Origin of the sequence: Brachybacterium fresconis, from assembly GCF_017876515.1 — a bacterium.
GTDB classification, from domain to species: domain Bacteria; phylum Actinomycetota; class Actinomycetes; order Actinomycetales; family Dermabacteraceae; genus Brachybacterium; species Brachybacterium fresconis.
In genome coordinates this window covers 3,593,484-3,618,838 of record NZ_JAGIOC010000001.1, presented here as the reverse complement: position 1 = coordinate 3,618,838, position 25,355 = coordinate 3,593,484, and the positions used below count along the sequence as shown (strand labels likewise).

The following is a 25,355-nucleotide window of genomic DNA, read 5'->3' as shown; positions in this document are numbered from 1 at the left end:
CTCCTGGCGGGGCAGGTCAGACCGTCATCGCCGGGGGTCCGACGACGCCAGTCGGTCAGGTGGGCCTGGGCGATCTGCTCGCCGCTGAGCATGTCGATGACGAGAACCGGATGCTGATTCCGCCCTCAGTGAACAACCGACTCAGGGTGCGGAGACATCCCAGCGACGGGCGCGAGGATCACGGCCAGAAGCGAGGATCACGGCCAGAAGCGAGGATCACGGCCAGAAGCGAGGATCGCGGCCGGAAGCGCAGATCGAGAGTGTCGTTTCGGGTGCCTCGCGCCGCCTGGAGGCCCCCGGAATGACACTCTCGATCCCCCGTGCGCCGGCCCGCACCGTCCCGTACGGTGCGGCATGGTGGAGGACGTCCTGCGTCCTGCACCACCTTCGGCACGAGAGGACACGACCCATGAGATGTGCTCTGGTCACGGGGGCCTCCCGCGGTATCGGCCGGGCGACGGCCATCGCGCTGAGCGAGCGCGGCGAACGCGTCGCGGTCCACTACGCCGCGCACCGCGCCGACGCCGAGGAGACCCTGAGGCTGCTGCACGGCGAGGGCCACGCGCTCGTCGGCGGCGACCTCGCCGACCCCGAGACGGCGCGGCGCGTGGTCGAGGAGGCCGAAGCGGAGCTGGGCCAGATCGACGTGCTGGTCAACAATGCCGGAATCGCCCCCGGGGAGTCCACGAACCATCCCGTGGAGGCGACGGACTACGCCACCTGGCAGCAGCGCTTCACCCGGATGATCGACGTGGACCTCACGGCCCCGGCGAACGTCAGCTACCTGGTGGCCCGCTCCCTCATCGCCCGCGGCGCTCCGGGCGTGATCGTGAACGTCGGCTCCCGCGGCGCCTTCCGCGGTGAACCGGGCGCGCCCGCGTATGCCGCTGCGAAGGCGGGCCTGCATGCCCTCGGTCAGTCCCTCGCGCTCTCGCTGGCCCCGCACGGGATCGCTGTGGCCTCGGTCGCTCCCGGCTTCATCGCCACCGAGCGCCAGCAGCCGACACTCGACGGCGCGGCGGGCGACGACGTGCGCTCTCAGAGCCCCTTCGGGCGGGTGGGGACCGCTGAGGAGGTCGCCACCGCGATCGCCTACCTCACCTCGCCCGGGGCGCAGTGGGCCTCCGGTGCGGTGCTGGATCTGAACGGCGCCTCGCATCTGCGGCCTTGACGCTCACACACCGATCCTGAGGAGGTCACCATGACGACATCCGTCTCCCGCCGAACCGTCATCCTGTCCGCCGCACCGATTGCGCTCGCCGGCTGCGTCACGGCCTCGGGCCCCGAGACTGCGGAGGCTGCCGCCCCTGAGCCCGTCACCCGGGAGCCTGCCTCCCTCGACGCTGCGTTCTCCGCTCTCGAGAGCCGCTTCTCCGCCAGCCTCGGCCTGTTCGCTCTCGACGCGGCCAGCGGTACGCGCATCGAGCACCGGGCCGACGAACGATTCAGCCACGCCTCGACCCTCAAGGCCCTGGCTGCCGCTGCCGTGTTCGCCTCGGCCCCTGACCTGGAGACTCCCGTCCCGGTGGAGGCGGAGGACCTCGTCGAGTATTCGCCCGTCCTGCAGGAGCAGGTCGGGAGCACGCTCACCCTCCGCGAGGTGGCGGATGCCGCCGTGCGCTACAGCGACAACACCGCAGGCAATCTCCTGCTCGCCCAGCTCGGCGGCCCCGAGGGGCTCGAGGCCGCGCTGCGGGCGATCGGCGATCGCACCACGAGCGTGGACCGCTGGGAGCCGGAGCTCAACGAGGTCTCCCCCGGCGATCCCCGAGACACCAGCACGCCGCGCGCGCTGGCGACGTCCCTGCGGACCTTCGTGCTCGACGGCGGGCTCGACGCGGGCCGGAGCGAGCTGCTGACCGGAATGCTCATTGCGACGACCACGGGAGACACTCTGATCATGGCAGGGGCGCCCGAGGGGTGGGAGGTCGGCAGCAAGTCCGGTGCCGCCACCTACGGCACCCGCAATGATCTGGGCATCGCCTGGCCGCCGGGCAAGGATGCCCCGATCGTGATCGCGGTGATGACCCATCGCGACGCTCCGGACGCCGAGTACGACGACCGGCTCATCGCCGAGGCGGCGAAGGTCGCGTTCACGGCGCTGCTCGAGGAGGACTGACGAGGCCGGGCGCCGGCGACGCGCGACAATGGAGCGATGATCGACTGGGACATCGTGTGGCGGGACTACATCGGCATCAGCTGGAGCGGAGCGCTGGGGGTGGTGGCCTCCACCATCGTGCTGTATCTGTTCTTCGCGCTGCTCATGCATCTGTCGGGCCCCCGCCTGATGGCGAACCCCACCGTCGGCAGCTTCGCGGTGCTCGCCGTGATCGGCGGGGTCACCGCGCGCGCCACCCTCGGCGAGGCGCCGACCATGCTGGGTGCGCTGATCGTCCTGAACACGCTGATGGTCATGGAATACCTGCTGGGCACGATGCGCAAGCTGCCGCACCCGCTGCCCCGGCGACGGCCGACGGTCCTGATGATCGGGGGACGGCCGGTGTCCTCCGGGCTGCACCGGGTCCACCTCTCGCAGCGGAACCTGTGGGATCTGCTGCGTTCCCACGGGGTGCTCGACCTGGACGATGCCGAGCTCGTGATCCTCGAGACCCGCGGTGACCTCACCGTCGTCCGTCACGGATCGACCATCGACCGCTCGCTGATCGCGGAGGTCGAGGGGCGCGAGGCCATCCCGGAGCACCTGCTCTCCGGTTGACCGGCCCCTCCAGCGCGCCGCGTGCTGTCGGCTGACCGGCAACGGGCTACCAGCCGCCGGCTGCGGGCAGCGGGCAGCGGGCAGCGGGCAGCGGGCAGCGGGCAGCGGCTCAGCCCGCCGCATGCTCCGCCAGACGGTTCCGCAGCGTGCGGGCGGTGCCGGCGTCCAGCGGCAGACCGAGGTCTGCGACGGCGTCGATCACCTGTGCGGGCATCAGCTCCTCGTGGACGGTCTCCTGCCCGGGCCGACGGATCGTGCGGGCGGCGCTGGTGACGGTGACGTGCCCGCCCACGGTGAAGCGGCTGACGATGAGCATTTTTGTGAAGGGACCAGCACCGGGCATGGTCGAGGTGACGTGGTGGCCCGCGCGGACGTCGGCCGGCACCACGGGCAGCAGGTCGGTGACGTGCTGGAGATCCTCGCCGCGGCGCAGCTCCCACTGCTCGACGCCGTCCGTGCGCTCCTGGCGGCGCATCGACAGGGTGCCGAACCATTCCTCGCGTCGGGCACCGTCCTCGCGCGCGATGGGGCCGGTCACGGAGAGGCCGAAGCCGGGATCCAGCATCCAGCACCGCCCCTCGAGCTCGATGTCGACGGTCATGTGGGTGCGGGTGTTGGTCGCAGCGTGGACCCGACCGAGCCGGCGGCGGGCCCGCATCCCGAGCCGCTCGAGAACCCCGGCCAGGAGCTGGGCGTGCTCGAAGCAGTACCCGCCGGTGCCCTCGTGCAGCATGCGCCGGGCGACGGTGTCCGGATCGACGCCGGGGTGGTGTCCCAGCAGCACGTCGAGATTGCTGAAGGGGAAGGTGGCCACGTGGGCGCGGTGGATGCGTTCGAGGAGGTCGAGGCCCGGCGGGCCGGGCTCGACGCCGATCCGGTCGAAGTAGACGTCGGGGTCGAAAGCGTCGATGGCCCAGTCGGCCCCGTCGGCCTGGGCGGCCCCGGTCATCGTCGGCCGCCGTCGTCCGCGGCGGCGAGCTGCTGGAAGTGCTCCGCGATGCGGCGGTGGCCGAACTGCGGGGCGGCGGAGTCCGCGGCGAGCCCGGCGAGCAGGAAGGTGGCGATCCCGGCGGCCGACGGCGCGACCATGCGCACCGGGGCGAGGCCGGCGCGCGCCACCGGCAGCGGAACCGAGGCGATGCGGGGGCGCTTCCCCCTCGCCTCGAAGGCGAGCTCGGCGATCTCGTGGTGCGTGAGGGTCTGCGGCCCGCCGACGTCCAGGTCTCCCGTCGTGCCCGCCTCGAGCTGCTGACGGATCACGGCGGCGAGGTCGGCGCCGTCGATCGGCGAGAGGCGTGCCCGCCCGCCGCCGACGACGAGGGCGACGCCGCGCCGAGCCATCGAGGCATAGGCGCCGAGATCGGAGAAGTAGCCCGACGGATTCACGATCAGGTGCTGGTCGGTGGTGCGGCGCAGCGTCGCGGCGAAAGCGCTCTTGGCACGGGTGAGGTCAGCGGGGATCTGCTCGGCGTGCAGCACGTTCACGAAGACGACGCGCCGCACGTCGGCAGCGAGGGCTGCGTCGAGCAGGGCGAGGTTCCCGGCGTGGTCGACGCGCCACGGATCGCCGCCGTGGCCGGTCACCCCGATCGTCGAGATCACGGCGTCGACGCCGTCCGCGATCGAGGCGAGCGTGGAGGGGTCGGTGACATCGGCGCTGCGCACGTCGAGGTCGAGCCCGGCGAGGGAGGGGGCGCCAGATCGACCGGGGCGGGCCAGCTCCTCGGGACGCCGGACCAGGCAGCGCACGCTGTGGCCGCCCCTCGCCAGCTCGGTGACGAGGTGGCGGCCCAGGTAGCCGCCAGCCCCGGCGACCAGGACGTTCCGGGCCGCAGTCGGAGGAGATGTCTCGCTCATGCCTCCCAGCATGACGACAGTGCGATGCGGGTGCCAGGGGGCATCCCCCGCCGGTGTCCGGTCACCGCCCGGCGCGCTCCGGCTCCAGCACGTTCGCGATCCGGGTGATCGCCTCGACCAGCAGTGGGTGCGGCATGGCGTAGATGAAGCGGATGTGGCCCTCCCATGACCGGCCGCAGGCGGTGCCGTCGGTGCATTCGACGCGGGCGTGCTCGAGCAGATGATCGTGCAGGGAGCCGGTGATGCCGTAGGCGCGCAGGTCGAGCCAGGCCACGTAGGTGCCCTCCAGGGTGGTGATCCGCGCCTTCGGGAGGAGCCTCGCGACCATCTCGGTGAGGGTCTCGCGGTTGCGGCGCAGGTAGGTCACGATGTCCTCGAGCCAGTCCGTGCTGTCTCCGTAGGCGGCCGAGGCGGCGGCGAGGCCGAGGTTCGCGGCGGCGTGCATGGGGAAGTGCCCCACCTCGGCCCAGTGAGCGCGGTCGGCATCGTTGCTGGTGATCATCTGGGCGCATTTGAGTCCGGGCAGGTTGAAGGCCTTCGAGGCGGCGACGGCGGTGATCGCGTGCCCGGCGGCGGTCTCGCTCAGCGTCGCGTAGGGGATGTGCTCGCCCTGGAGCACCAGCGGCATCCAGATCTCGTCGGAGAAGACCCGGCCGCCCTTGCGGTCCACCAGCTCGACCAGCGGCTCCATCTCCTCGCGGGTGAAGACCCGCCCGGTGGGGTTGTGAGGGTTGCACAGCACGAGCAGCTCGCCGCCGGCGTCGAAGGCGGCTTCCAGGGCGTCGAGGTCGTAGTGGTAGCGGCCGGCGTCGTCGGCGAGCATCTCGACCTCGAGGATCTCCCGGTCATGGAGGTCGGGGACCTGGAGGAAGGGCATGTAGGACGGGGTGGGGACGATGAGCTTCGCGCCGGGGACCAGGAAGTGGTCCAGCACCGCCTCGTACACGGAGATGACGTCGGGCATCTCGTGGATGTCGGCTGGGTCCACCGTCCATCCCGTCCGACGATGCAGGAACTCCGCGGTGGCCTGCTGCATCTCTGCCCTCAGGGCGGCGGGGAGGTACCCGAAGGCGCCGCGGTCCACCTCGCGGTGCAGCCGCCGGGTGATCGGCGCGGCGGTGCCGAAGTCCATCTCGGCGACGAAGGCGCCGATCACGTCGTCGCCGCGGGCCCAGCGGGTGGCGCCGGTAGCGATGAGCTCGTCCTGGGTGATCGCGTCGAGTTCGTCGATGCTGGGCACTGGAGGTCTCCTTCGACGGCGGTGGGGTTCCCTGCGATGGCGGGGCGCTCCCGCGAGGGCGGGGCTGCTCCTGCGAGCGTATCGAGTGTGTCGGTCGGTCGGCTGCGCACGCGGCGCCCGGCGCCCCGCGGGAGCGCGCCCGCCGCCGAACATCCCTCAGCCCATCAGCGGCAGCCCGAGCCGCTCCCCCGCCTCCCGCGCGGTGACCCAGCGCTGAAGGTGAGCAGTGAAGGCCTCCGGGTTGCAGAGGCTGGAGGGGTCGAAGGAGTCGGGGATGATGTGGAACTCGGAGTGCGGCAGCGCGTCGTGGGTACGGACCATCATCGACTTCGCGAGGGCGGACTGGTCGCCGACCAGGCACAGCGTCGGCGTCTCGCAGCCACGCAGCATCTGCTCGAAGCGAATCCGGTTGACCACGCGGCGCTGGGTGATGAGGTCGCCCTGGTCCGCGAAGAAGATGTCGGCCATCGCCTCGCCGGCCTCGGGCCAGCGCGGGTAGGCCGCGCGGGTCGCTCTCGCCAGCGCCCGACGGGGAATGGCGCGCAGCATCACCGGCTGCAGGTGCGCGGGCCACAGCTGGACCCGCTCGGACAGCGTGCGGGCCCCGGTGTCGCACAGACTGTCGCAGATCACCGCGGAGCGGACCAGCGCGGCGTGGCGCGCCATCATTTGCTGGACCACGACGCCGCCGTAGGAGATGCCGACGAGGTGGGCGCTGCCGATGTCGCGCTCGTGCAGAGCGTCGGCGATGTCGTCGGCCTGGGTGGTGAGCACGTCGGCGAGTGGGATGCTCTCGAGGCTCGGCGAGCGCCCGGTGCCGCGCAGGTCCACGGCCAGCAGACGCATGCCCGACAGCGCGTCGAACTGGGGTACGTACATCGTGTGGTCGCAGCCCAGGCCCGGCACCAGCACCACGGCCGGTCCGCTGCCCTGGTCGAGGACGAACATCGCTCACCTCATCGTCTGCGTCGTTGCCGGACCACCGTAGCGGGAGCGGTCCGCGGTGCCCAGTGCGGACATCCGGAAACGTGGTGACACCGCGCCCGCTGCCGGGCACGATGGGTGGGATTCCGAGGTTCCGAGGCCCGAGGAGGGCTCCCCCATGACTCGTGTCCGTGTCCAGAACTTCACCGTCTCCCGCGACGGCATCGGAGCCGGTCAGGAGCAGAGCTACGAGCAGCCCTTCGGCCATGTCGATCCCGGCGAACTGTTCACCTGGGCCTTTCCCACGGCCGGCTGGCCGGGCCGCACCGATCCGGGCGGGTCGCGCGGATTCGAGGATCACCTCACCCGGGACTTCGCCCGGAACATCGGCGCCGAGATCATGGGGCGGAACAAGTTCGGTCCGCAGCGCGGGCCCTGGGCCGACGAGTCCTGGCAGGGATGGTGGGGCGACGAACCGCCGTTCCACACCCCGGTGTTCGTGCTGACCCATCACGTGCGCCCGTCGTTCTCGCTCGGCGAGACCACCTTCCACTTCCTGGATGCGACCCCGGCCGACGCCCTCGCGCAGGCCACCGCGGCGGCCGACGGTCAGGACGTGCGGATCGGCGGCGGGGTCAGCACCGTCCGCGAGTTCCTCGAGGCGGACCTGATCGACGAGATGCACATCGCCGTCGCCCCGTGGGATCTCGGCACCGGACTGAAGCTGTGGGAGAGCCCCGAGGAGCTCACGGACCGTTTCGAGCTGGAGCGGATCACCGCTGACAGCGGGTACACGCACTGCTTCCTGTGGCGGTGAGCTCGCGCCGGGACCTCGTCTCCGCCCTGGCGGGCCCTCGCCTCGCTGATCTCCGCAGGAGGCGCACCGCAAGCGTTCTCACGGGCCGTCGTCGCCGGTGAGGATCTCGACCGCCGCGGCGACGCCGTCCTCGGTGCGCATCGCGCGCCCGAGCTCGGCGGCGCGTTCGCGGATCCCGTCGTCGTGCAGCAGACGGTCGACGGCCTCCTCGAGTCGGTCGCCCCGGTCGCTGGCCAGCACGCGCCGCGGCACCGGCGCGGGGCCGACGCCGGCTTCCTGCACGCGCTTCCCCCAGAAGGGCTGGTCGCCGAGGAACGGGCAGATCAGGGTGGGCCGGCCGGCACGCAGCCCGGCGTGGACGGTGCCGGATCCGCCGTGGTGGATCACGGCCTCGACACGCGGGAACAGCCACTCGTGCGAGGCGGAGGTGAGGCTGAGGACGTCCTCGGCGCCCTCGACGGCGGTCAGTCCGCCCCAGCCCGTGGCCAGCACGATGCGTCGGCCGTGTCTGCGCAGCGCCGCGACCAGGTGCTCGGTGCGCTGGGTGGCGCCGGAGCCGAACCCCATGCTGCCGAAGCCGACGTAGACCGGCGGCTCGCCGTCGGTGAGGAAGTCCTCCAGTGCGGCCGACGGCTCGGCCTCCTCGCCATCGTCGAGGCTCCACGCCCCGGTGATGTGCGCGGAGGCGGGGTAGTCCGCCGGGGGCGGTACCAGGTGCGGGCTGATCGGGTACAGCGTCGGAACGCGGGAGCCGTCCCGACGGTGCTTGAGGTCGTCGAGGCGGGCCTTGGCGGGCAGGCCCAGGGTGCGGGTGCGGAAGGCGTTGATCATCGACCCGTAGATGAGCATCTCGAAGTGGTTCATCCGGTAGCTGGCCCGGTTGGCGGCCTCGCCCAGCGGCCAGTCACCGATGAAGGGGATGGGAAATTCTCCGGTGGGGGTGAACATCGGCAGGGGCAGGGCGATCGTGGCCGGCACGTCGAGAGCTTCGGCCACGTGCGGGGCGCCGAGCGTCTTGGGGTGGTAGACGATCGCGTCGGGCCGCCACGTCCGGGCGGCCGTCCACTGGTCGAGCATCATCTGTCGCATGGAGCGTGTCATCCGCCGGGCCGCGCGCGCGATGTCGAGAGGCCCGCGCAAGCGCGCCATCGTGCCCTGCATCAGCTGCAGCATCTCGTCGTCCATCGCCAGCAGCTCGACCCCGTGGCCGGTGACCAGCTCGACGAAACCCTCGGGGGCGCACAGCGCCGCCTCGTGGCCGGCCGCGTGCAGCCCGCGGGCGAGCGCGACGAACGGGCGGATGTCGCCCTCGGTGCCGTTGGCGTAGATCAGGACCTTCATCGATGACTCCCCTGGTGAGACGGAACGGTCCCCGGATGCTCCGGTGCGGAGCCCGCCAGGACGACTGCCACGCTCCTGCGCGCCGCAGGGTTCGTCAAGGATTCCGGTACTTTCGAAGGAGCCCGTGACGAGCCGGCGCGGACGACGACGGGGACGGACGATCCGCTCGCCCGTCCCCGTCGTCGGTTCACATCACCCGTGGCGCGGTCGCCTCCTCGGTGATCAGCGCAGAGGCTGAGCGTCCCGGTGGGCGATGTGGTCCGGGCGCGGTGCGGCCGCTGCATACGGCTGCTCCAGGGTGTTCTCGACGCTGTTGAACACCATGAAGATGTTCGAGCGCGGGAACGGGGTGATGTTGTTGCCCGAGCCGTGCATGATGTTCGCGTCGAACCACAGGGCCGAGCCGGCCGGGCCGGTGAACTGATCGATGCCGTGGCGATGGGCCATGTCGGTGATGACCTCCTCGGACGGCACGCCGACCGTCTGCCCCTTGAGCGAGGAGAGGTGGTTGTTCTCGGGGGTCTCCCCCAGGCTCGGCACGAAGGTGCGGTGGGAGCCGGGCATGACCATCAGCCCGCCGTTGTAGGGGAAGTTCGGCGTCAGCGCGATCGAGCAGCTGACGGCACGGGGCGCGGGCATGCCGTCCTCCGCGTGCCAGGACTCGAAATCGGAATGCCAGGAGAAGCCGTTGCCCCGGAAGCCCGGCATGGAGTTGATCCGGGTCTGGTGCAGGTAGACGTCAGAGCCGAGCAGCTGGCGGGCGCGCTCCAGCAGCCGCAGATCGCGGGAGAGCTGGTCGATCAGCTCGCTGAGCTGCTGGACGGCGAAGATCGACCGGACCTCGCCGGAAGCGCGCTCGGTGATCACGCGCTCGTCCTCGCGCAGCGACGGGTCGGCGCTCAGGCGCTCCAGCTCCTGCCGGTAGGTCGCCACCTCGTCGGGGGTGATGAGGTCCTGCAGGATGGTGAAGCCGCGCTGCTCATGGGCGGCGAGCGCCTCGGCGTCGAAGGGGCCGTCCTCCGCCGTGCCCCAGACGGTGGGGTGCTCGCGGGCGACGGGCTCGGCCGCCTCCGTGAGACGGGTGCGGTAGAGATCGTCGGTCATGGTCGCCGTGGTCATGGTGTCCTTTCCTCGAGCGTTCTCACAGTGCGGGCAGGTCCCCGACCGTGGCACGACCGAGGACATGCCGACGCCGGACGCGGAGCCCGGCGACGTCACGGACCGTACACGGCAAGCGCGCGGTGTTCTACCTGGTCGTCGCTTCACGAGCTTCCCGGTGGGCCATCGCCCACGTCTCGGCCGACAGCCGGCGAAGTGCTCTCGCCGAGCCCGTGCGAAGATCGACGCATGGTCGACCGCTCCATGTTCCGCACTCTCGTGGACGACCTGCGCCGCGAGATCGAGGAGCTCCCGGTCGGCTTCTCCGTCCCCAGCGAACGGGCCCTGGCCGTAAACTCCGGGGTATCGCGGATGACCGCACGGCGCGCACAGCGCCTTCTCGGACAGCCCCTTGAACGCCGGGACGATCTCCGCCAGGAACATGCGCACGCCGAACAGCACGCAAGTCTCCACAGGTGGCCGAGGCGCTGCCGCTGCTGTACCTGCACGGGCTCTCCTCCAGCGACTTCGCCCCGGCGCTGGAGCAGTTCCTCGGCTCCGCCGCGGGGCTGTCGTCGGCGACGATCACCCGCCTGACCGGCCAGTGGCAGGACGAGGCGGCCGCGTTCAACACCCGGTCGCTGGCCGACACCGACTACGTCTACGTCTACGTCTTCGTCTCCGTCTCCGTCTGGGTCGACGGGATCCACCTCACGGTCCGCCTGAACCAGGACAAGATCTGCCTGTTGGTGATGATCGGCGTGCGCGCCGACGGCGCCAAGGAGCTGATCGCCCTCGATGACGGCCACCGCGAGTCGGCCGAGTCGTGGGCCGACCTGCTGCGCGACTGCAAACGTCGCCGGATGGCCGCCCCGGCTCTCGCGATCGGGGACGGCGCGCTGGGCTTCTGGTCCGCCCTCCGTGACGTCTTCCCCGCCACCCGGGAACAGCGCTGCTGGTTCCACAAGATCGCCAACGTGCTCAACGCCCTGCCCAAGTCCGCCCAGCCGGGTGCGAAGAAGGCCCTGGCCGAGATCCGGCAGGCCGAGGACCGCACCCACGCCGAGGCCGCCGCGAGAGCCTTCGCCGACGAATACGGCGTCAAGCGGCCCAAGGCCGCCGCGAAGGTCACCGACGACCTCCACGTACTGCTGGAGTTCTACGACTACCCCGCCGAGCACTGGATCCACCCACGCACGACCAACCCGATCGAGTCCACGTTCGCCACCATCCGACTGCGCCAACGCGTCACCAAAGGGCCCGGCTCCCGCGCCGCCGGCATCGCGATGGCATTCAAGCTCATCGAGTCCGCCCCGACCTGGTGGCGCCGTGAACGCACCCCACCTGGTCGCACTCGTCCGCGCCGGAGCGCTATTCGAGAAAGGCCAACTCGTCGAACGCCCCGACGACCAGACCGACCACGAATCAGGGGAGCGACAACATGCCGCCCCAGGCGTGGACGAACACGTGTGCCGGCATATCCCACCGCAGCCTGGGCCGCCTTTCGCGAACGGGAGGGCGTGTTCGAGGCTTCGGATGGAAGTCCGGCCCGGCCGGCACCTTCGAGCCACCACGGGGAGGATGCTACGGTCGAGTTTCCCCCGAGGGTTCCGTTAGATCCCGCAGAGAGGTAGTGCACGCAATGGAGCGTTCAACACGCCATGACGAAGCCGCAGGAGCGAACGGGACAACGGGCGCGTGCTACTCACCTTCTCGGCGGTCGCTTTTTGTTGCCGCATCGGTCGCTGGAGTTTCGATGACCGCGCCCGCCGTTGCCCGAGCTGAGGGCTCCGACCCTCTGGCAGACACCTCTTCGCTGACCGACGAAGAGGTGACTGTCGTGAACAGCACCGCTGCTGGGCTCGCGGACGTGGAGACCAACGGCGGGATCAGACTGGAGGACGGAACCTTCCAAGCTTTCGACTTCGACATGCTGTTCAAGGCGCTAGATAGTGGCCACACGAACCAGACCGCGCTGGTCGCAGCCGCCTCTTCCAGACGTCCCACAGCTGTCACCCCACAATGGGACAACGCTCATTTCGGCAAGTGTCTCGCAGAGAAGATTGGCATCGCGGACATCAAAGCAATTATCAAAGCGCTTGCTGAACCTAACGTGCGAAAAGCATTGAAGAGCAAGCAATGGAATAAGGCTTCGTCCATCGCTTTCAATATTCTCAGGAAGACATCTCCTAAGATCGCGAAATTCCTCACCAAGAAGGCCGCGCACTCCGTCCTTCCGGGTGGCGTAGTCGGCGTGCTCGCTCTGGCGGCCGGGCAGTGCGCTCTGGGGAAGATCTAGTCTTGGCGAGGAGCACTGACCCGGGTCGACCCGACCGACACGACTCGCCCGTTCGCAACAGGAGTCGCCGTACCTCCGGAAAGTTCACCGGCTGGATCGCTGTGGTCGCCGTCGTGGTGATCATCGGAGTTCCCACTGCGCTACTCTTCGGCGCAGGCGACGCCGTTTTCGACAGCCCCACAGACGGCATCATCACGTTCTTCGGAACGCTGGTGGGTATTGCCGTCCTGCTCGCTGTCGGCTATCTGTGGGAACAGGCGAAGGAACACAGATCACGGAATCGCCGCCGCTGATATGGAGTGGGGCGAAGGCGAAGCGCCACGAAACTCTCGACTGGTAAGGGTGTGACCTGGCACTCCGCTCCCTCGGGCGGGATCGCCCCAGCCTTCTACGTGGCCGCTTGCGCTGCAGCGATCGTTCCGCTGGTCATCGAGTACGGGATCCCTGAGGCAAAGGTCGTCGGCGGGATCCGACGGGCCCGCGCGATCTGGGGTGGGATCCGAGTGATCTGGACGGCGATCCGCTTCGGAGATCGGAGAGGACGCGGTGAAGGTCCTTGAAGGCACCCTCGGAGCGGGCTGCGTCGTCTCCGCCTGCTCTCTCTGACCCGATCGTTCACCCGAAGGGATCCACTGTGATGGCAGGTAACAGCGAAGTCAGCGACTCCATCCCCCGGCGTTCCCCGTCGCTCTCATGGGGCATCTTGCGAGTGGGGTGGTCAAGGTTGTCGCGATTGCACTGCTGCTATGGGGGCTGGGCCTGACCGGGGGGCCGCGAGCTTTCCCGCTGGAACGGCGATCATCACGGCTTCGGTCGTGATGGTCGCCGTCGAGCTCGCCACGACTCCTCCGGGGCGGTACGGACGCGATCGGCATCGGGCGGCACGGGCATGGGGCGTTCCTCCTCCGCGGCTTCGACAGCACCGAGGGCGGATGCCCGGCGGCTTCGCCTAACGCTCGCGCGAGGCGCCCAGCCAGGCGGGGTCGCGCCCGGTCAACCCGATCAACCGGTCCATCGGCGGCGCCGCCGACGGCACCGGTTCGGGCGGGGCGAACAGTCCTTCCGATTCCGGCATCGGCGGCAGCGATTCCAGGAAGTCGATGAGGGAGAGCACGTCGTCCTCTCTGGCATCGAACGGCTGGCCGGTGGCTCGCGCCAGTTCCCAGCCGTGGACGATCAGCTCATCGAGCACGAACATTCCCGCCGCCGAGGCCAGGATGGGGATGCCGCCCTCGATCGTCTCGCCCTGCCACGCGGTGGGGTGCGCCCATGCCCGCGCGAGGTCGGCCAGCTGGACGGGGATGCGCTCGCGCCAGTCGAACCGCAGCAGGGCGGCGTCCCCGTCGCGCAGCTCCGCCTCCGGCACCGGCTCCTTGCGAGCGGCCGCCTGCAGACCGGTCGAGAGTCCGTCGATGTGCTCGAGGAGATCGCCGACGCGGTAGTCCGACGACGGCGTCGGATCCCTCAAGGAATCCTCGGGGACGCCCTCGACGATGGTCGCGATCGCATTGGCGGCCGGGCGGAGGTCTCGCGGTTCTGCCATGGGTCCACCGTGGCAGAATCGCGCGCCGTGCGCAGGGATCTCAGCGGATCTGGACCGCGGCGGACGTGCCGGGCCCCGCACCGGGAGCGAGCTACTGCCGAGTTCTGCGGTGTCGGGGCCAAAACCAGCTGTGGGAACGAATGCGCAGAGGTCGGCCGGAGAGCATGCCCGTCGCACCTACGCGGTGATCAGCTCCCGGATCTGCGCCGCGTCCAGGGCGGTCGTGATATCGGCGTCGGGGTCCATCACCGAGGAGATCAGGGCACGTTTGGACTCCTGCAGCGCGAGGACCTTCTCCTCGATGGTCTCGGCGGAGACCAGGCGGTACACGCTCACCGCGGAGTCCTGGCCGATGCGGTGGGTGCGGTCGATCGCCTGTTCCTCGACGGCGGGGTTCCACCAGGGGTCCAGGAGGAACACGTAGTCGGCCTCGACGAGCGTCAGCCCGGAGCCGCCGGCTGCGAGGCTGATGAGGAAGGCGTGCTGTTCCCCGGTGCGGAAGTCGTCGATGACCGTCTCGCGGGCAACGGTGGAGCCGTCGAGGTAGGCGGTGGTGATGCCGCGCTGCTCGAGGATCTCGCGGATGGTGCGCAGGTGGCTGGTGAACTGGCTGAACACGAGTGCGCGGTGGCCGGCTCCGGTGAGCTCCTCGAGCCGGTCGATCAGCTCGCACACCTTCGCCGAGGGCGCCTCGAGGGTCCCGGGGTCGGTGGCGAGCAGGCGCAGACGGGTCAGCGCCGCCAGGATCTCGACGCGGTTGCGCTCGGGGTCATCGAGCAGGCCGAGCACCCGCTGGCGCTCCTTGTTCAGCGCCGTCGTGTAGCGGGTGACATGGGCGGGGGCGAGCTGGAGGGAGCGCGTGGTCTCGAGCTTGGGCGGCAGGTCGCGGGCGACGAGGTCCTTGGTCCGTCGCAGCAGGATCGGGGCGATACGCCGCCGCAGCGTCGCGAGCAGCTCCGGGGCGCTGCCCCGTTCGATGGGCCGGCGCCAGGAGACCGTGAACTCCGGCAGCGGCGGCAGCAGGCCCGGGGCGGCCAGAGCGATGAGCGCCCACAGGTCCTGCAGGGAGTTCTGGACCGGGGTGCCGGTGACGACGAAGGTGACGTCCCGATGCTGGGCGCGCAAGGCCCGGTGCAGCTGGGAAGAAGGGTTCTTCGCGGCCTGTGCCTCATCGAGGACGAGCGCGGCCCAGCTGACCTCCTGGTACCGCTCGGAGTCCAGACGCAGCAGCTGGTGGGAGACGACGACGAGGTCGGCCTCGTCGGCCTCGAGAGCGGCGGTGAGCCGGCTGGTGATGACCCGGATCCGGAGATCGGGTACGAACTGCGCGGCCTGCTGCTCCCAGGTGCCGAGCACGGAGCGCGGGGCGGCGACGAGCACCGGGCGGTGATCGGTGCGGCGGTGGCGGCGGATGGCGGCCAGCAGCTGGAGGGTCTTGCCCAGCCCCATGTCGTCGGCGAGGACGCCGCCCAGGCCGGCGTCCCAGCGGGCGCTCAGCCAGCGGTAGCCCTCCAGCTGGTAGGGCCGCAGCTCCGCGTCGACCGCCTCATCGAGCATCTCGTCGGACAGGTCCACGGGGCGGATGCCGCGCAGCAGGGTTCGCCATCGGTCGCCGTCGGCCTCGATCCCGTCGAGGGCGGAGAGCTGTTCCCAGGTGTCGAGGTCGTGACGGCTGATGCGGATCCGCTCCTCGTCCGGGAGGGCGGCCGCGGTCTCCAGCAGCCTGCGCAGCCGGTGCATCTCCTCGGTGTCCAGGTCGATGTACAGTCCGCCGGCGGCGAGGTAGCGCTGCCCGGAGCGCAGAGCCTGGATGAGCACGGCCAGCGGCATCTGCTCATCGCCGACCGTGACGGTCCCGTCCAGGTCCAGCCAATCGTGGTCCTCGAGCTCGACGAGCTCCCAGCGGATGGCCGGAGGTCCCGGCGCGGCGAGGTCGGACTCCGTCCCGAGCAGGTGCACAGCGGGCCGGGTGGTCAGCCGCGGGAGCGCGGTGCGGGAGAACTCCGGGAGATCGGCGTCCGGGATCCACACCTCCCCGGCGCCGAGCAGGGCGAGGGCGTCGACATCCTGCGTGAGGCGGTGCAGCACGACGCCGTCGGCGTGCTCGGCCAGGATCGTGTGGGCGGGCTCGCCCAGCAGGGACCAGGCCGTCGGGGCGGCCCCCTCGTCCCAGGACGGCGCTGCGCGCAGGACGAGGCCGCCCGGGGCCCGCTCGAGGTCGAGGTCGACCCCGATCTCCTGATCGGCGAGGTGCAGGTCGCCGTCGGCGTCGATCTCGAACCCGGCGCTGCGCGCGGAGTCCACGAGGGTCCACAGCTCCGCCCCGTGGTCCTCGAGGCGGATCCCGGCGCGATGCGGCCATCGCCAGCGGTCCAGCATGCGCAGCACATTCTGCTGCACGATGGGGAGCCATGCGATGCCATCACCGATGGCGTCCCAGGTCAGGGTGCGGTGCCAGGTGCCCTTGACGGTGCGACGGGACGGCCGCAGCACGATCGCCTCCCTCCCCCGCGGCCTGGAGTCGGGGTCCCACGAGAGCACCAGGCCGGTGACGACGGGCTTGGCAGCCGACGCCCCCGCCGCGTCGGCCGATGCGAGGACCGGGGTGCTGCGCCAGGAGCGGCGGAAGCGGTTCTGGCCCAGAGCTCGCAGCGCCGCGAGCTGGTGACGGCACTCGCGCTCGCCGCAGGAGCATCGGTCGGCGCCCCGCACGAAGAAGCGCTGGTCGGTGTGGACCGTGGCGCCGTCGGGGAACTCGAACAGCAGGAAACGGCCCTCGATGCCGACCAGGAGCGGCACCTGACCCGCGGCGAGGTGCTGGTCCGCCCGCTCCCGGGCCGCGGCCGTCAGCCCCGCGGTGTTCGGACCCTGCCGATGCCAGGCCTCCGTGACGCGCAGCAGCTCGGACGGGTCGTCGCTGCCGGCGAGCGCCAGGGGGTGCGACGGGTGCTGGAGGCTGCTCATCTGCCCAGCATGCAGGCGCGGTGGGACAGCCCGGGGACGGCTGTGGACGGAGGATCGTTGTGGAGGAAGGGTGCCCGTCGGTGGGGAATCACGCGCCGGCCGACAGCCTCACCACACGGCGACCCTGTCGGCGCTGCGGTCCTCGGTCGCGACCTCGACATCGAGCAGCGTCTCCTGCAGCCGCATCCGTGTCTCGCGCTGCCCCGCCTCGTCCCAGAGGTTCGTGAGCTCCTGCGGGTCGGTCTCCAGGTCGTAGAGCTCCCCGGTCCGTTCCCTCCCGCTCGCCGGGGATCCGTGGTGGACGACGAGCTTGTACCGGCCGTGGCGCAGCATGGTCACGTGCGCGGGGTCGGGATAGGGGTTGCCGCTGTTGCGGTAGTGGCACAGGGCCCACTGGCGCCACGGGACGTCCGCTCCGCGGATCAGCGGTTCCAGGCTCTCCCCCTGCACCGCATCCGGGGTCGGGATGCCTGCCGCGCCGAGGAACGTCGGCGCCAGATCCACCCATTGCACGAGCTCCTGCCGACGGGAACCCGGCTGCGAGACGCCGGGCCAGCGCACGATCAGCGGTACCTTGACCGCGCAGTCGTACATGAACGGTCCCTTGAGCATCAGCTGGTGGTCGCCCAGCATCTCGCCGTGGTCGCTGGTGAAGACCACGATCGTGTTCCGGGCGAGTCCCGCCTCCTCGAGGGCCTCGAGGATGCGGCCGACTTCATCGTCCACCAGCGAGACCATCGCGCAGTAGGCGCGGCGTGCCTCCTGCAGCTCTGCGGCGGAGTACTCGGCGTACCCCTTCGCCGCCCCGGCGTAGGACCTCTCGGACGCCTCGGCCTGGATCGGCGGCTTGTTCTCCAGCTCCCCCTCGACCGTCACCGGACCCGGGACGTCCTGGAGCGGGTAGCGGTCCAGGTACTCCTGCGGGGCACCGAATCCGTGGTGGGGGTCGAAGAAGTTCGCCGCGACGAAGAACGGGGCGTCGGCCACCCGGTCGCGGCGCAGGAAGTCGATCGTCTCCTGCCCGATCCAGTGGCTGTAGTGTGCCCGGGTGGGGAGAGCGTCGAAACCGCGCCCGCCGGGCCCGACGGCTTCCTCGTACAGCTCGGGGTACCGGGCCCGCAGCCAGCGGTGGTACGCGTTCTCCGAGGATCCCGGGTAGGGGTCGTGGGCCCAGCGGAAGACGCGCAGGCCGTCGTCGGTCCGGGGCTCGCTGCGGCCGCCGGCGCAGGCGCCGAGGTGCAGTTTGCCGACGAGACCGCAGTCGTAGCCGGCATCGGCCAGGTCCCGGGTGAACAGCCGTTCGTGCGCGGGAAGATCCACCCCGTTGGCGTACAGACCGTGCGAGGGGACGTAGCGTCCCGTCATCAGGCTCGCGCGGGACGGTCCGCACACCGGGGACTGCACATAGCAGTTCTCGAACAGCACCCCGTCGGCGGCGAGCCGGTCCAGGTGCGGGGTGTCGATGTGGGGATTGCCGGAGGCGCCCACGGCGTCGTACCGCTGCTGGTCGGTGCACAGCAGCAGGATGTTCGGCTGCTCCATGAAGTCCTTCCTGTCTCGTGCGGCGGGGCGGCACGCGCCTCGGCACGGTGGTGCGGATGTGTCCCGGCGCCCCTCAGGCTCTGGCCCCGGCCAGCGTCAGCACGCTGACGGAGTGGGGCGGCACCACCCACGCTCCCCCGTCGGCCTCGACGTCGCCGAGGTCGCGCACGGCGACCGTCTCCGGCGCGGAGAGGCTGTTGGACGCGTTCAGATCCGTCACGTCACCGCCGAGGGACCGGATGCGGGCCCGCGACGGAGTGGCGTCGGCGGAGCCGTCCAGCACCGGGCGCAGCCGGATCGACTGCGAGCGGTGGCGGTTGACGACGACCAGCCGGATCGACCCGTCGTCCGCGCGGGTGGCGACCACGTCGAGGTACGGGACCGTCATCGGGGAGGTGGGCTGGTTGCCCTCCGGATCCCGGCTGTCGCCCAGACGGACGTTCGTGGACCGCGCGGGCCCATCGACCGTCGCCGGCAGCACGGTGCGGCCGGTGTGGTGCCGGTACAGGTGCCACACGTGGTAGAGCGTCGAGCCGAAGGCACCCTCCGGGCGAGCCACCACGATGCCGTTGGCGTTGAGCAGGTTCACCGGGTTGGCCATGGTCACGGCCGAGGCATCGCCGACGCTGCGATGGATGGCCTGGAAGACCCCGGCCGAGAACACGGCGTCGCCCAGCGTTCGCGGGCTGTAGCGGCTGACGCGCGTGTGCTGCGGGAGCCCGTCGACCGCGGGGGTGTCCCGCTCCGCGATGCCGCCGTCGGCCCCGGCCTGCGGTTCGGGCCAGGACGCCGGTTCGAGGTGGCGCATGTTCCATTCGTCGATCACCAGCTGCGGCACCCGGTCCAGACCCACCCGGGCGGAGATGTCGGTGACCAGCTGGGAGTAGCGGGAGATCTCCCGTTCGAAGAACAGCGACTGGGCGACGACGTCGTCGTAGTCGTCACCGGTGATCAGGTGGTTGCTGGCTCCGTAGTGGTGCAGCGAGAGATGGTCCAGGAAGCGCCCCGCCTTCGCCAGCAGCGGGGTGGTCCAGCGTTCCTGGTCCCAGGGGATGCCCACGCCGACCAGCTCGATGCCCGGGTCGACGGCGCGCATGAAGCGGGCGTGCTCGGCGGCGTCCTCGGCGTACCGCTCGGCGCCGCGATGGCCCATCTGCCACGGCCCGTACACCTCGTTGCCGACGCCCCAGTACCGCACCCGCCAGGGGTCCTCGCGGCCGTTCGCCCGGCGGGCCCGGGCCATGGCGGTGTCCCCTCGGCCGTTGGTGTAGTCGACCCAGCGCACCGCCTCGTCGACGTCGCGCGCGGAATGGGCGAGGTAGGCGTCGGCCCCGACGGCCTCGCACCAGGCCAGGAACTCGTCGGTCCCGAAGCGGTTGGTCTCGATCTCGCCCCAGGCCAGCTCCCGCCGCGCGGGGCGCTGATCGCGCGGGCCGATGCCGTCCTCCCAGTGATAGGCCGAGGTGAAGTTCCCGCCCGGCCAGCGGATCGCCCCCGGGCGCAGGTCTTTGACCAGCTCGAGCACGTCGGAGCGCATGCCGTCCAGGTGGCCGGATCCGGTCCGGGAGAGCTCGGAGCCCTCGTCGAACACGCCGCCTTCGATGTTGCCGAAGAAGGCGGATTCGAGGAAGTGGCCGTAGATGTCGTCGCTGACGGTGCCCAGCGGGCGTCGGGTGTCGATCCGGACGTGGGCCTCCTGCAGGACGCGGTCGTGGCCGACGTGGTGGGCGGCGCTCGGGGTGGACGGGTCGGTCATGGAAAGTTCCTCCGATGGGGTCATTGCTTCACCGCTCCGGCGATGGAGTCGACGAACTTGCTCTGCAGGGCGACGAACACGATCATCACCGGCACCAGGGAGAGCATGGCCGCTGCGGCCATGCCGGGCCAGTCGGTCCCGTACTCGCCGACGAAGGCCGTCATGCCGACGGCGAGGGTGCGCAGACCCGGCTCGCTGAGGGTGAAGACCAGCGGGAGCAGGTAGTTGTTCCAGGCGAACAGGAACGTCAGGATCACCACGGTCGCGGTGATCGGCCAGGCCAGCGGCAGCATCACCTGGAAGAAGATCCGGAAGTGACCCGCGCCGTCGAGGCGGGCGCACTCCTCGAGCTCCTTGGGCAGGCCCCGGAAGTAGCCGGCATACAGCAGGGTCGAGGCGATCTGTCCTCCGGCACCGAGGCCCAGGATCACGCCCAGGTGGGTGTTGAGCAGACCCATCTGGTCGGTCAGCTGCACCACCGGGATGATGGTGTATCCCTCCGGCAGGAAGAAGGTGATCAGGAAGATGATGATCAGCAGCTTCTTCCCGGCGAAGGAGTAGCGGCCCAGCACATAGCCGGCCAGGGCGCTGCGCACGACGATCAGCAGCACCGTGCCGGCGGTGATGATGATGGTGTTCAGGAAGTACTTGTCGAAGCCGACAGTGGTCCAGGCGCGGGAGTAGTTCTCCCACATCGGCGTCTCCGGGATCAGCCCGAGGCCGGATCCGAAGACCTCGCCGGGAGTCTTCAGCGAGGCCGAGATCAGCCAGATGAAGGGGTAGATCCACAGGGCGGCCAGGATCAGCAGGCCCAGGAAGATCAGGAGGTTGCCGGGCCGGGCGCGGATCGCCTGCCAGCGCCGTGCCCGGCGCACGCGCGCGAGCTCGTGACGCTGCGGTCCACCGCCGACGGGCCGACGGGTCGTGCCGGTCTCGGGGGCCCGGTCGAGAGAGCCGGGGGCGGTCATGTCATCGCTCCTGTCGCGCGGCGGGCCCACCGGACCCCGACGGCCTGGGCGACGGCCAGCCCCATCGTCAGCAGTCCGAACAGCACGGCGGCCGCGGAGGCGTAGCCGAGCTGGGGCACGGTCGCTCCGAAGGCGGTGCGGTAGATGAAGATCTCGATCACCTCGGAGGAGAATGACGGTCCGCCGCCGGTCATGGTGTACATCAGATCGAAGACGTTCAGGGCGCCGACGGTGTCGATCAAGGTGATGATGACCAGGAACGGGATCAGCAGCGGCAGGGTGACGTGCCAGAACTCGCGCACCGGGCCGGCGCCGTCGATCATGGCGGCCTCGCGCACCTCATCGGGGATGGTCTGCAGGGCGGCCAGCCAGTAGATCATCGTGATGCCCAGCCATTTCCAGACCCACACGGCCACGCCGGCGAAGAGCGAGGTGCCGGTGTCGGCGACGAAGTTCGCGGGCGAATCCAGCAGCCCGGAGGCCACCATCGCGAGGCTGATCGGTCCGCCGGCGTCCAGCAGCAGGGTGAACACCACGCCGATGATCGCGCCGGTGGTCACCACCGGCAGGAAGAAAAGAGTCCGCAGGAACCCCTTGAACGGGGTCGCGCGGCGATTCAGCAGAATCGCCAGGATCAGCGCGATCCCCACCCGCAGCGGGACCGCGCAGACCAGGAAGATCAGGGAGTTGCCGAAGGCGTTCCAGAAGAGGTCGTCGCCCATCAGCCGCGCGAAGTTGTCCAGTCCGGTGAAGGTGCCGACGGCGGCGAATCCCGGCCAGTCCAGCAGCGCGAACCACCAGGAGGCCACCAGCGGGTACACCGTGTACGCCCCGTAGCCGAGGATCGTGGGCAGCAGGAACAGGTAGATCCACCAGTCCCGACGCAGTCGCCGCAGCAGCGACGGGCGAGAGCGGGAGCTCGTGGCGGAGTCACCGGGTGCGCGGTCCGGTCCTGGCTCGCTCACGTCTCGGAGCACAGTGCCGTCAGCGTGCGTCATAGTCCGTCCGCTCGTAGTCGCGGCTGGGATCCCAGTTCTCGAAGACCCAGGCGCCGAGGTCGACATCGGTCTCGTCCTGGACGGCCTCGATGGCGCGGTCCCGCTCCTTGCTCAGCTCGTCGGTGAAGCGGGTCAGCTCCCCGGCGACGTCGACCGATTCGCCGGCCAGCATCGACTGGAGCAGATCTCCGACGTCCGGGCGGATGTCCCGCATCTCGGCGGCCACCCGCCACGCGCCCGGGGTACCGGACTCGGGAACAGGGGAGATCAGGACGTCGTCCTGGAAAAAGGACACGCACCGGGCGTAGGCGGGGTGCACGTCGGCCTCCTCGATCACGTCCAGCAGCGCCGGCGGCTGATCCATCGCTGCAGCCAGCGCCATCTGGAAGTCACGGGTGGTCAGCCGATGCAGCAGCTGCCCGGCGGCTTCCGGCTCCCGGGCGTCCGCGGAGACCCAGAAGGTCCCGCCGGAGGGTCCGGAGTAGATCGGGTTGCGCTCGGCCTCGGGTCCGGGCAGGTGCCAGCAGGAGATGCCGCGCTCGACGGCCTCGGGCTCCTCGACCGAGAGCCCCCCGATGAACCAGGCGCCCCACGGGTAGATCGCCCCCTCCCCCGCGGCCCATCGGGCCCGGGCGTCGCGCGGGTTCATCGAGGGCGAGGAGGGGTGGATCAGGCCGTCCTGGAGCAGGGACTGCAGGAACTCGAAGACGTCGAGGAACGGCTGGGAATCCTGCACGTACTCGCCGGTGGCCCAGTCGATGGTCCCGGGAGCGCCGGCGGTCTGGGCCAGGCGGGTCACGAGCTGGTTGAGGTAGGCCGGGTCCTGACCGGGGATGAAGATGCCCTCGGTATCGGCCCCGCCCATGACCCGGCGCGTGACGTCGCGCAGCTCGTCCCAGGTGGCCGGTCCCTCGCCCTCCGGATCGATCCCCGCCTTCTCCATCAGGGCGGTGTTGAACCAGGGAACGTTCTCGTGCCACCTGCCGGAGAACATGGGCACGGTGTACAGCTCGTCGTCGAACCGCTGGATGCCGTCGTAGAGCTGGTCGGCGATCTCGCTGGATTCGAAGTCGGCGTACTCGCCGATGGGCTGGAACCAGTCGTCGCTGACCAGCGCCGCAGGTGAGGAGTCCAGCCCGGCCAGCGAGTGGACGTCCGGCAGCTGGTCACTGCGGCTGGCGATCTGCAGGGCCTGTCCGAGGTCCGCCGCCGCGAGCTGGCGCCGCTTGACGGTGATCTCCGGGTTCTCCTCCATGAACGGCCCGAACAGGTCCTGCTCGAAGGTATCGGTCAGCGGACGGAACTGGTCCCACCACTGCAGGGTGCCGTCTCCTCCGCCCCCGCCGCCTGCCTCCTGGGCGGACTGCCCGCCGCCGGTGCAGGCGGCCAGGGCGGCGGCCACGGCTCCGGCACCGGACGCACCGAGCACCGTGCGGCGGCCAATGCTGGACGGGGATGTGGTGGTGCTGCGCTGTGAACCCATGGAAATGCCCTTCGTCGTCGTCGACTCGAGGTGGCGTCCGTTCGTCTGCCGTCCGTCCGGACTCCTGTATGTTAGCGCTAACGTAGAGTGACGAAGCTCATGCGTCAAGAGCTCGACATGGTGTGATGACGCTATGAGGACCAGTTCACAGGGTCGACGAGACCGCGCATCTCGTCGGCCCGAGCCCCTTCGGGAGCTCCGACGACCGCCCATACTGTTTGCGCACACATGCCTCAGGAGGCCTCATGACCCGCGGCACCAACATGCTGTTCCTGATGACGGATCAACATCGCGTGGACACTCTGGGCTGCTACGGCAATCCCATCGTGCACACGCCACACCTCGACGCCATCGCGGCCGCCGGCACCCGGCTCGACGCCCATTTCACCCCCTCGGCGATCTGCACCCCTGCCCGGGCGAGCCTGCTGACCGGCGTGCTGCCGTTCCGCCACAAGCTGCTGGCCAACTACGAGCGCAACGTCGGGTACGCGGAGGAACTCTCGGACGAGTTCACCCCGTTCTCCCGCCGCCTGCGGGACGCCGGTTACAACGTCGGCCTGGAGGGCAAGTGGCACGTCGGCAAGAAGCGTGGGCCGGGCGAGTTCGGATTCGACGGTCCGCACTATCCGGGCTGGCACAATCCGATCGCTCATCCCCAGTACCGGGCCTGGCTGGCTGAGCGAGGTCTGCCCGAGCCCGCCGTGTCCCAGGAGGTGCGCGGCACCTTCCCCAACGGGGAGCCCGGCAACCTTCTGGCCGGCACCCTGAACCAGCCGGCCGACGCCACGTTCGAGCACTTTCTGACCGATCGCACGATCGCCTGGCTCGAGCAGTACGGAGCGGACTACCACCGACAGGGCCGCCCGTTCTTCATGGCCACCCACTTCTTCGGGCCGCACCTGCCCTACCTGCTGCCGCGCGAGTACCTCGAGATGTACGACCCGGGCGCGATCCAGCTGCCCGCCTCGGCGGCCGAGACCTTCGAGGGAAAGCCTCTCGTCCAGCAGCGATACAGTGAGCACTGGACCCACGACACCTTGGATCCGGAGACCCGTCGCTGGCTGATCGCCGCGTACTGGGGGTACGTGACGCTCATCGACGAGCAGGTGGGCCGCCTGGTCGAGACCCTGGAGCGGCTGGACCTGTGGGACTCCACGGCGGTCTCCTTCTCCGCCGACCATGGCGAGTTCACCGGGGCCCACCGTCTGCACGACAAGGGTCCGGCGATGTACGACGACATCTACCGCATTCCCGGTCTGCTGCGAGTCCCGGGAGACCCGGTCGGGGTCGAGTCCGAGGACTTCACCAGCCTGGTCGACCTCACGGCCACGATCCTCGACCTCGCGGGGGTGGAGCCCGATCCGGAGGCCGATGGACTCAGCCTGCTGCCGATCACGCGGGGCCAGACGCCGACCGACTGGCGACAGGACATCACTGCGGAGTTCCACGGGCACCACTTCCCCTACCCCCAGCGGATGCTGCGCACCCCCTCGCACAAGCTGATCGTGAACCCGGAGAGCGTCAATGAGCTCTACGACCTGGTTGCCGATCCGGACGAGCTCCACAACCGGTATCTCGATCCGGCGTACCGGGAGGTCCGCGACGACCTGCTGCATCGGCTGTACGAGCAGCTGCGCGTGCGCGGCGACAACTTCCATCACTGGATGACCTCGATGTACCCGGTCGGCGGCAAGGGCTATGACACCTCGCTGAGCGACTTCGAAGGAGAGCTCCACCAGGAGGCGTCGGCGGCCGACCGCGCACAATAGGGTGTGCTCGACGTCCCGAACTGCGCGAGAGGAGGCTCTG

At 70.2% G+C, this 25,355-nt stretch carries 20 protein-coding genes and 1 pseudogene; 8 read left to right on the top strand and 13 right to left on the bottom strand.

All coding sequences use genetic code 11. The features are described 5' to 3' along the window. Positions 1–409: 409 nt before the first annotated feature. Genes JOF44_RS16045 through JOF44_RS16035 form a run of 3 tightly spaced genes read left to right on the top strand, consistent with a single transcriptional unit; the run spans position 410 to position 2,716 of the window. Positions 410–1,171, top strand: coding sequence for an SDR family NAD(P)-dependent oxidoreductase (locus tag JOF44_RS16045; protein ID WP_209893716.1), 762 nt, complete (start codon positions 410–412; stop codon positions 1,169–1,171). 30 nt (positions 1,172–1,201) lie between these two features. Next, positions 1,202–2,119, top strand: coding sequence for a class A beta-lactamase (gene bla / locus JOF44_RS16040; protein ID WP_209893713.1), 918 nt, complete (start codon positions 1,202–1,204; stop codon positions 2,117–2,119). Positions 2,120–2,155: 36 nt separating this feature from the next. Beyond that, on the top strand, positions 2,156–2,716 hold the full coding sequence (locus tag JOF44_RS16035) for a DUF421 domain-containing protein (protein ID WP_209893709.1): 561 nt from the start codon (positions 2,156–2,158) through the stop codon (positions 2,714–2,716). A 109-nt stretch (positions 2,717–2,825) separates the two neighbouring features. On the opposite strand, the gene JOF44_RS16030 is transcribed toward JOF44_RS16035, so the two are convergent. From JOF44_RS16030 to JOF44_RS16015, 4 genes are all read right to left on the bottom strand, one after another. Next, a complete protein-coding gene (locus tag JOF44_RS16030; RefSeq protein WP_209893706.1) occupies positions 2,826–3,665 on the bottom strand; it encodes an arylamine N-acetyltransferase family protein in 840 nt (279 codons plus the stop codon). After that, positions 3,662–4,573, bottom strand: a complete 912-nt coding sequence (locus JOF44_RS16025; RefSeq protein WP_209893703.1) for an SDR family oxidoreductase — start codon at positions 4,571–4,573, stop codon at positions 3,662–3,664. The genes JOF44_RS16030 and JOF44_RS16025 overlap by 4 nt, the downstream gene beginning before the upstream one ends. 61 nt (positions 4,574–4,634) lie before the next feature. Next, positions 4,635–5,813, bottom strand: a complete 1,179-nt coding sequence (locus JOF44_RS16020) for a MalY/PatB family protein (protein WP_342591811.1) — start codon at positions 5,811–5,813, stop codon at positions 4,635–4,637. A gap of 156 nt (positions 5,814–5,969) precedes the next feature. After that, a complete protein-coding gene (locus tag JOF44_RS16015) occupies positions 5,970–6,761 on the bottom strand; it encodes an alpha/beta fold hydrolase (protein ID WP_209893685.1) in 792 nt (263 codons plus the stop codon). Between the two features lie 154 nt (positions 6,762–6,915). On the opposite strand from JOF44_RS16015, the gene JOF44_RS16010 reads away from it, so the two are divergent. Next, positions 6,916–7,554, top strand: a complete 639-nt coding sequence (locus JOF44_RS16010) for a dihydrofolate reductase family protein (protein ID WP_209893682.1) — start codon at positions 6,916–6,918, stop codon at positions 7,552–7,554. Between the two features lie 78 nt (positions 7,555–7,632). Here JOF44_RS16010 and JOF44_RS16005 read toward each other — a convergent pair whose 3' ends face one another. Together JOF44_RS16005 and thpD are read right to left on the bottom strand one after the other, a co-directional pair. Next, on the bottom strand, positions 7,633–8,895 hold the full coding sequence (locus tag JOF44_RS16005) for a glycosyltransferase (RefSeq protein ID WP_209893680.1): 1,263 nt from the start codon (positions 8,893–8,895) through the stop codon (positions 7,633–7,635). Positions 8,896–9,117: 222 nt separating this feature from the next. Then, positions 9,118–10,014: an ectoine hydroxylase gene (gene thpD / locus JOF44_RS16000; RefSeq protein ID WP_209893677.1), complete on the bottom strand. Its 897-nt coding sequence runs from the start codon at positions 10,012–10,014 to the stop codon at positions 9,118–9,120. A gap of 437 nt (positions 10,015–10,451) precedes the next feature. Here thpD and JOF44_RS15995 point away from each other — a divergent pair. The 3 genes and pseudogenes from JOF44_RS15995 to JOF44_RS15985 all read left to right on the top strand — a co-directional run. Next, positions 10,452–11,415: pseudogene (locus JOF44_RS15995) on the top strand (IS256 family transposase); the annotation flags it as partial. 334 nt (positions 11,416–11,749) lie between these two features. Then, the gene (locus JOF44_RS15990) at positions 11,750–12,292 is read left to right on the top strand and encodes a hypothetical protein (RefSeq protein ID WP_209893674.1); all 543 of its coding nucleotides are present in this window, start codon (positions 11,750–11,752) and stop codon (positions 12,290–12,292) included. A 101-nt stretch (positions 12,293–12,393) separates the two neighbouring features. Further along, positions 12,394–12,585, top strand: a complete 192-nt coding sequence (locus JOF44_RS15985; protein ID WP_209893673.1) for a hypothetical protein — start codon at positions 12,394–12,396, stop codon at positions 12,583–12,585. A gap of 656 nt (positions 12,586–13,241) precedes the next feature. Here the strand turns inward: JOF44_RS15985 and JOF44_RS15980 are convergent. The 7 genes from JOF44_RS15980 to JOF44_RS15950 form a co-directional block, all read right to left on the bottom strand. After that, a complete protein-coding gene (locus JOF44_RS15980) occupies positions 13,242–13,835 on the bottom strand; it encodes a TIGR03086 family metal-binding protein (protein ID WP_209893670.1) in 594 nt (197 codons plus the stop codon). A gap of 177 nt (positions 13,836–14,012) precedes the next feature. After that, positions 14,013–16,799, bottom strand: coding sequence for a DEAD/DEAH box helicase (locus JOF44_RS15975; protein ID WP_209893667.1), 2,787 nt, complete (start codon positions 16,797–16,799; stop codon positions 14,013–14,015). Positions 16,800–16,907: 108 nt separating this feature from the next. Continuing rightward, complete coding sequence (locus JOF44_RS15970; RefSeq protein WP_209893665.1) at positions 16,908–18,341, bottom strand: sulfatase-like hydrolase/transferase; 1,434 nt, start codon at positions 18,339–18,341, stop codon at positions 16,908–16,910. Between the two features lie 73 nt (positions 18,342–18,414). Then, a complete protein-coding gene (locus JOF44_RS15965; protein ID WP_209893662.1) occupies positions 18,415–20,097 on the bottom strand; it encodes an alpha-L-arabinofuranosidase C-terminal domain-containing protein in 1,683 nt (560 codons plus the stop codon). Positions 20,098–20,117: 20 nt separating this feature from the next. Continuing rightward, a complete protein-coding gene (locus JOF44_RS15960) occupies positions 20,118–21,065 on the bottom strand; it encodes a carbohydrate ABC transporter permease (RefSeq protein WP_209893659.1) in 948 nt (315 codons plus the stop codon). Continuing rightward, positions 21,062–22,030 carry a carbohydrate ABC transporter permease gene (locus tag JOF44_RS15955; protein ID WP_209893656.1) on the bottom strand — a complete coding sequence of 323 codons (969 nt, stop codon included), beginning with the start codon at positions 22,028–22,030 and terminating at the stop codon, positions 21,062–21,064. The genes JOF44_RS15960 and JOF44_RS15955 overlap by 4 nt, the downstream gene beginning before the upstream one ends. A gap of 19 nt (positions 22,031–22,049) precedes the next feature. After that, on the bottom strand, positions 22,050–23,546 hold the full coding sequence (locus JOF44_RS15950; protein ID WP_209893653.1) for an ABC transporter substrate-binding protein: 1,497 nt from the start codon (positions 23,544–23,546) through the stop codon (positions 22,050–22,052). 245 nt (positions 23,547–23,791) lie between these two features. Between JOF44_RS15950 and JOF44_RS15945 the strand changes: the two genes are divergently transcribed. Continuing rightward, positions 23,792–25,315: a sulfatase family protein gene (locus JOF44_RS15945; protein ID WP_209893650.1), complete on the top strand. Its 1,524-nt coding sequence runs from the start codon at positions 23,792–23,794 to the stop codon at positions 25,313–25,315. Positions 25,316–25,355: the final 40 nt, after the last annotated feature.

Coding starts and splice junctions, on each gene's coding strand:
- JOF44_RS16045 (WP_209893716.1), top strand. CDS start 410: ATGAGATGTGCTCTGGTCACGGGGGCCTCCCGCGGTATCGGCCGGGCG.
- bla (WP_209893713.1), top strand. CDS start 1,202: ATGACGACATCCGTCTCCCGCCGAACCGTCATCCTGTCCGCCGCACCG.
- JOF44_RS16035 (WP_209893709.1), top strand. CDS start 2,156: ATGATCGACTGGGACATCGTGTGGCGGGACTACATCGGCATCAGCTGG.
- JOF44_RS16030 (WP_209893706.1), bottom strand. CDS start 3,665: ATGACCGGGGCCGCCCAGGCCGACGGGGCCGACTGGGCCATCGACGCT.
- JOF44_RS16025 (WP_209893703.1), bottom strand. CDS start 4,573: ATGAGCGAGACATCTCCTCCGACTGCGGCCCGGAACGTCCTGGTCGCC.
- JOF44_RS16015 (WP_209893685.1), bottom strand. CDS start 6,761: ATGTTCGTCCTCGACCAGGGCAGCGGACCGGCCGTGGTGCTGGTGCCG.
- JOF44_RS16010 (WP_209893682.1), top strand. CDS start 6,916: ATGACTCGTGTCCGTGTCCAGAACTTCACCGTCTCCCGCGACGGCATC.
- JOF44_RS16005 (WP_209893680.1), bottom strand. CDS start 8,895: ATGAAGGTCCTGATCTACGCCAACGGCACCGAGGGCGACATCCGCCCG.
- thpD (WP_209893677.1), bottom strand. CDS start 10,014: ATGACCACGGCGACCATGACCGACGATCTCTACCGCACCCGTCTCACG.
- JOF44_RS15990 (WP_209893674.1), top strand. CDS start 11,750: ATGACCGCGCCCGCCGTTGCCCGAGCTGAGGGCTCCGACCCTCTGGCA.
- JOF44_RS15980 (WP_209893670.1), bottom strand. CDS start 13,835: ATGGCAGAACCGCGAGACCTCCGCCCGGCCGCCAATGCGATCGCGACC.
- JOF44_RS15975 (WP_209893667.1), bottom strand. CDS start 16,799: ATGAGCAGCCTCCAGCACCCGTCGCACCCCCTGGCGCTCGCCGGCAGC.
- JOF44_RS15970 (WP_209893665.1), bottom strand. CDS start 18,341: ATGGAGCAGCCGAACATCCTGCTGCTGTGCACCGACCAGCAGCGGTAC.
- JOF44_RS15965 (WP_209893662.1), bottom strand. CDS start 20,097: ATGACCGACCCGTCCACCCCGAGCGCCGCCCACCACGTCGGCCACGAC.
- JOF44_RS15960 (WP_209893659.1), bottom strand. CDS start 21,065: ATGACCGCCCCCGGCTCTCTCGACCGGGCCCCCGAGACCGGCACGACC.
- JOF44_RS15950 (WP_209893653.1), bottom strand. CDS start 23,546: ATGGGTTCACAGCGCAGCACCACCACATCCCCGTCCAGCATTGGCCGC.
- JOF44_RS15945 (WP_209893650.1), top strand. CDS start 23,792: ATGACCCGCGGCACCAACATGCTGTTCCTGATGACGGATCAACATCGC.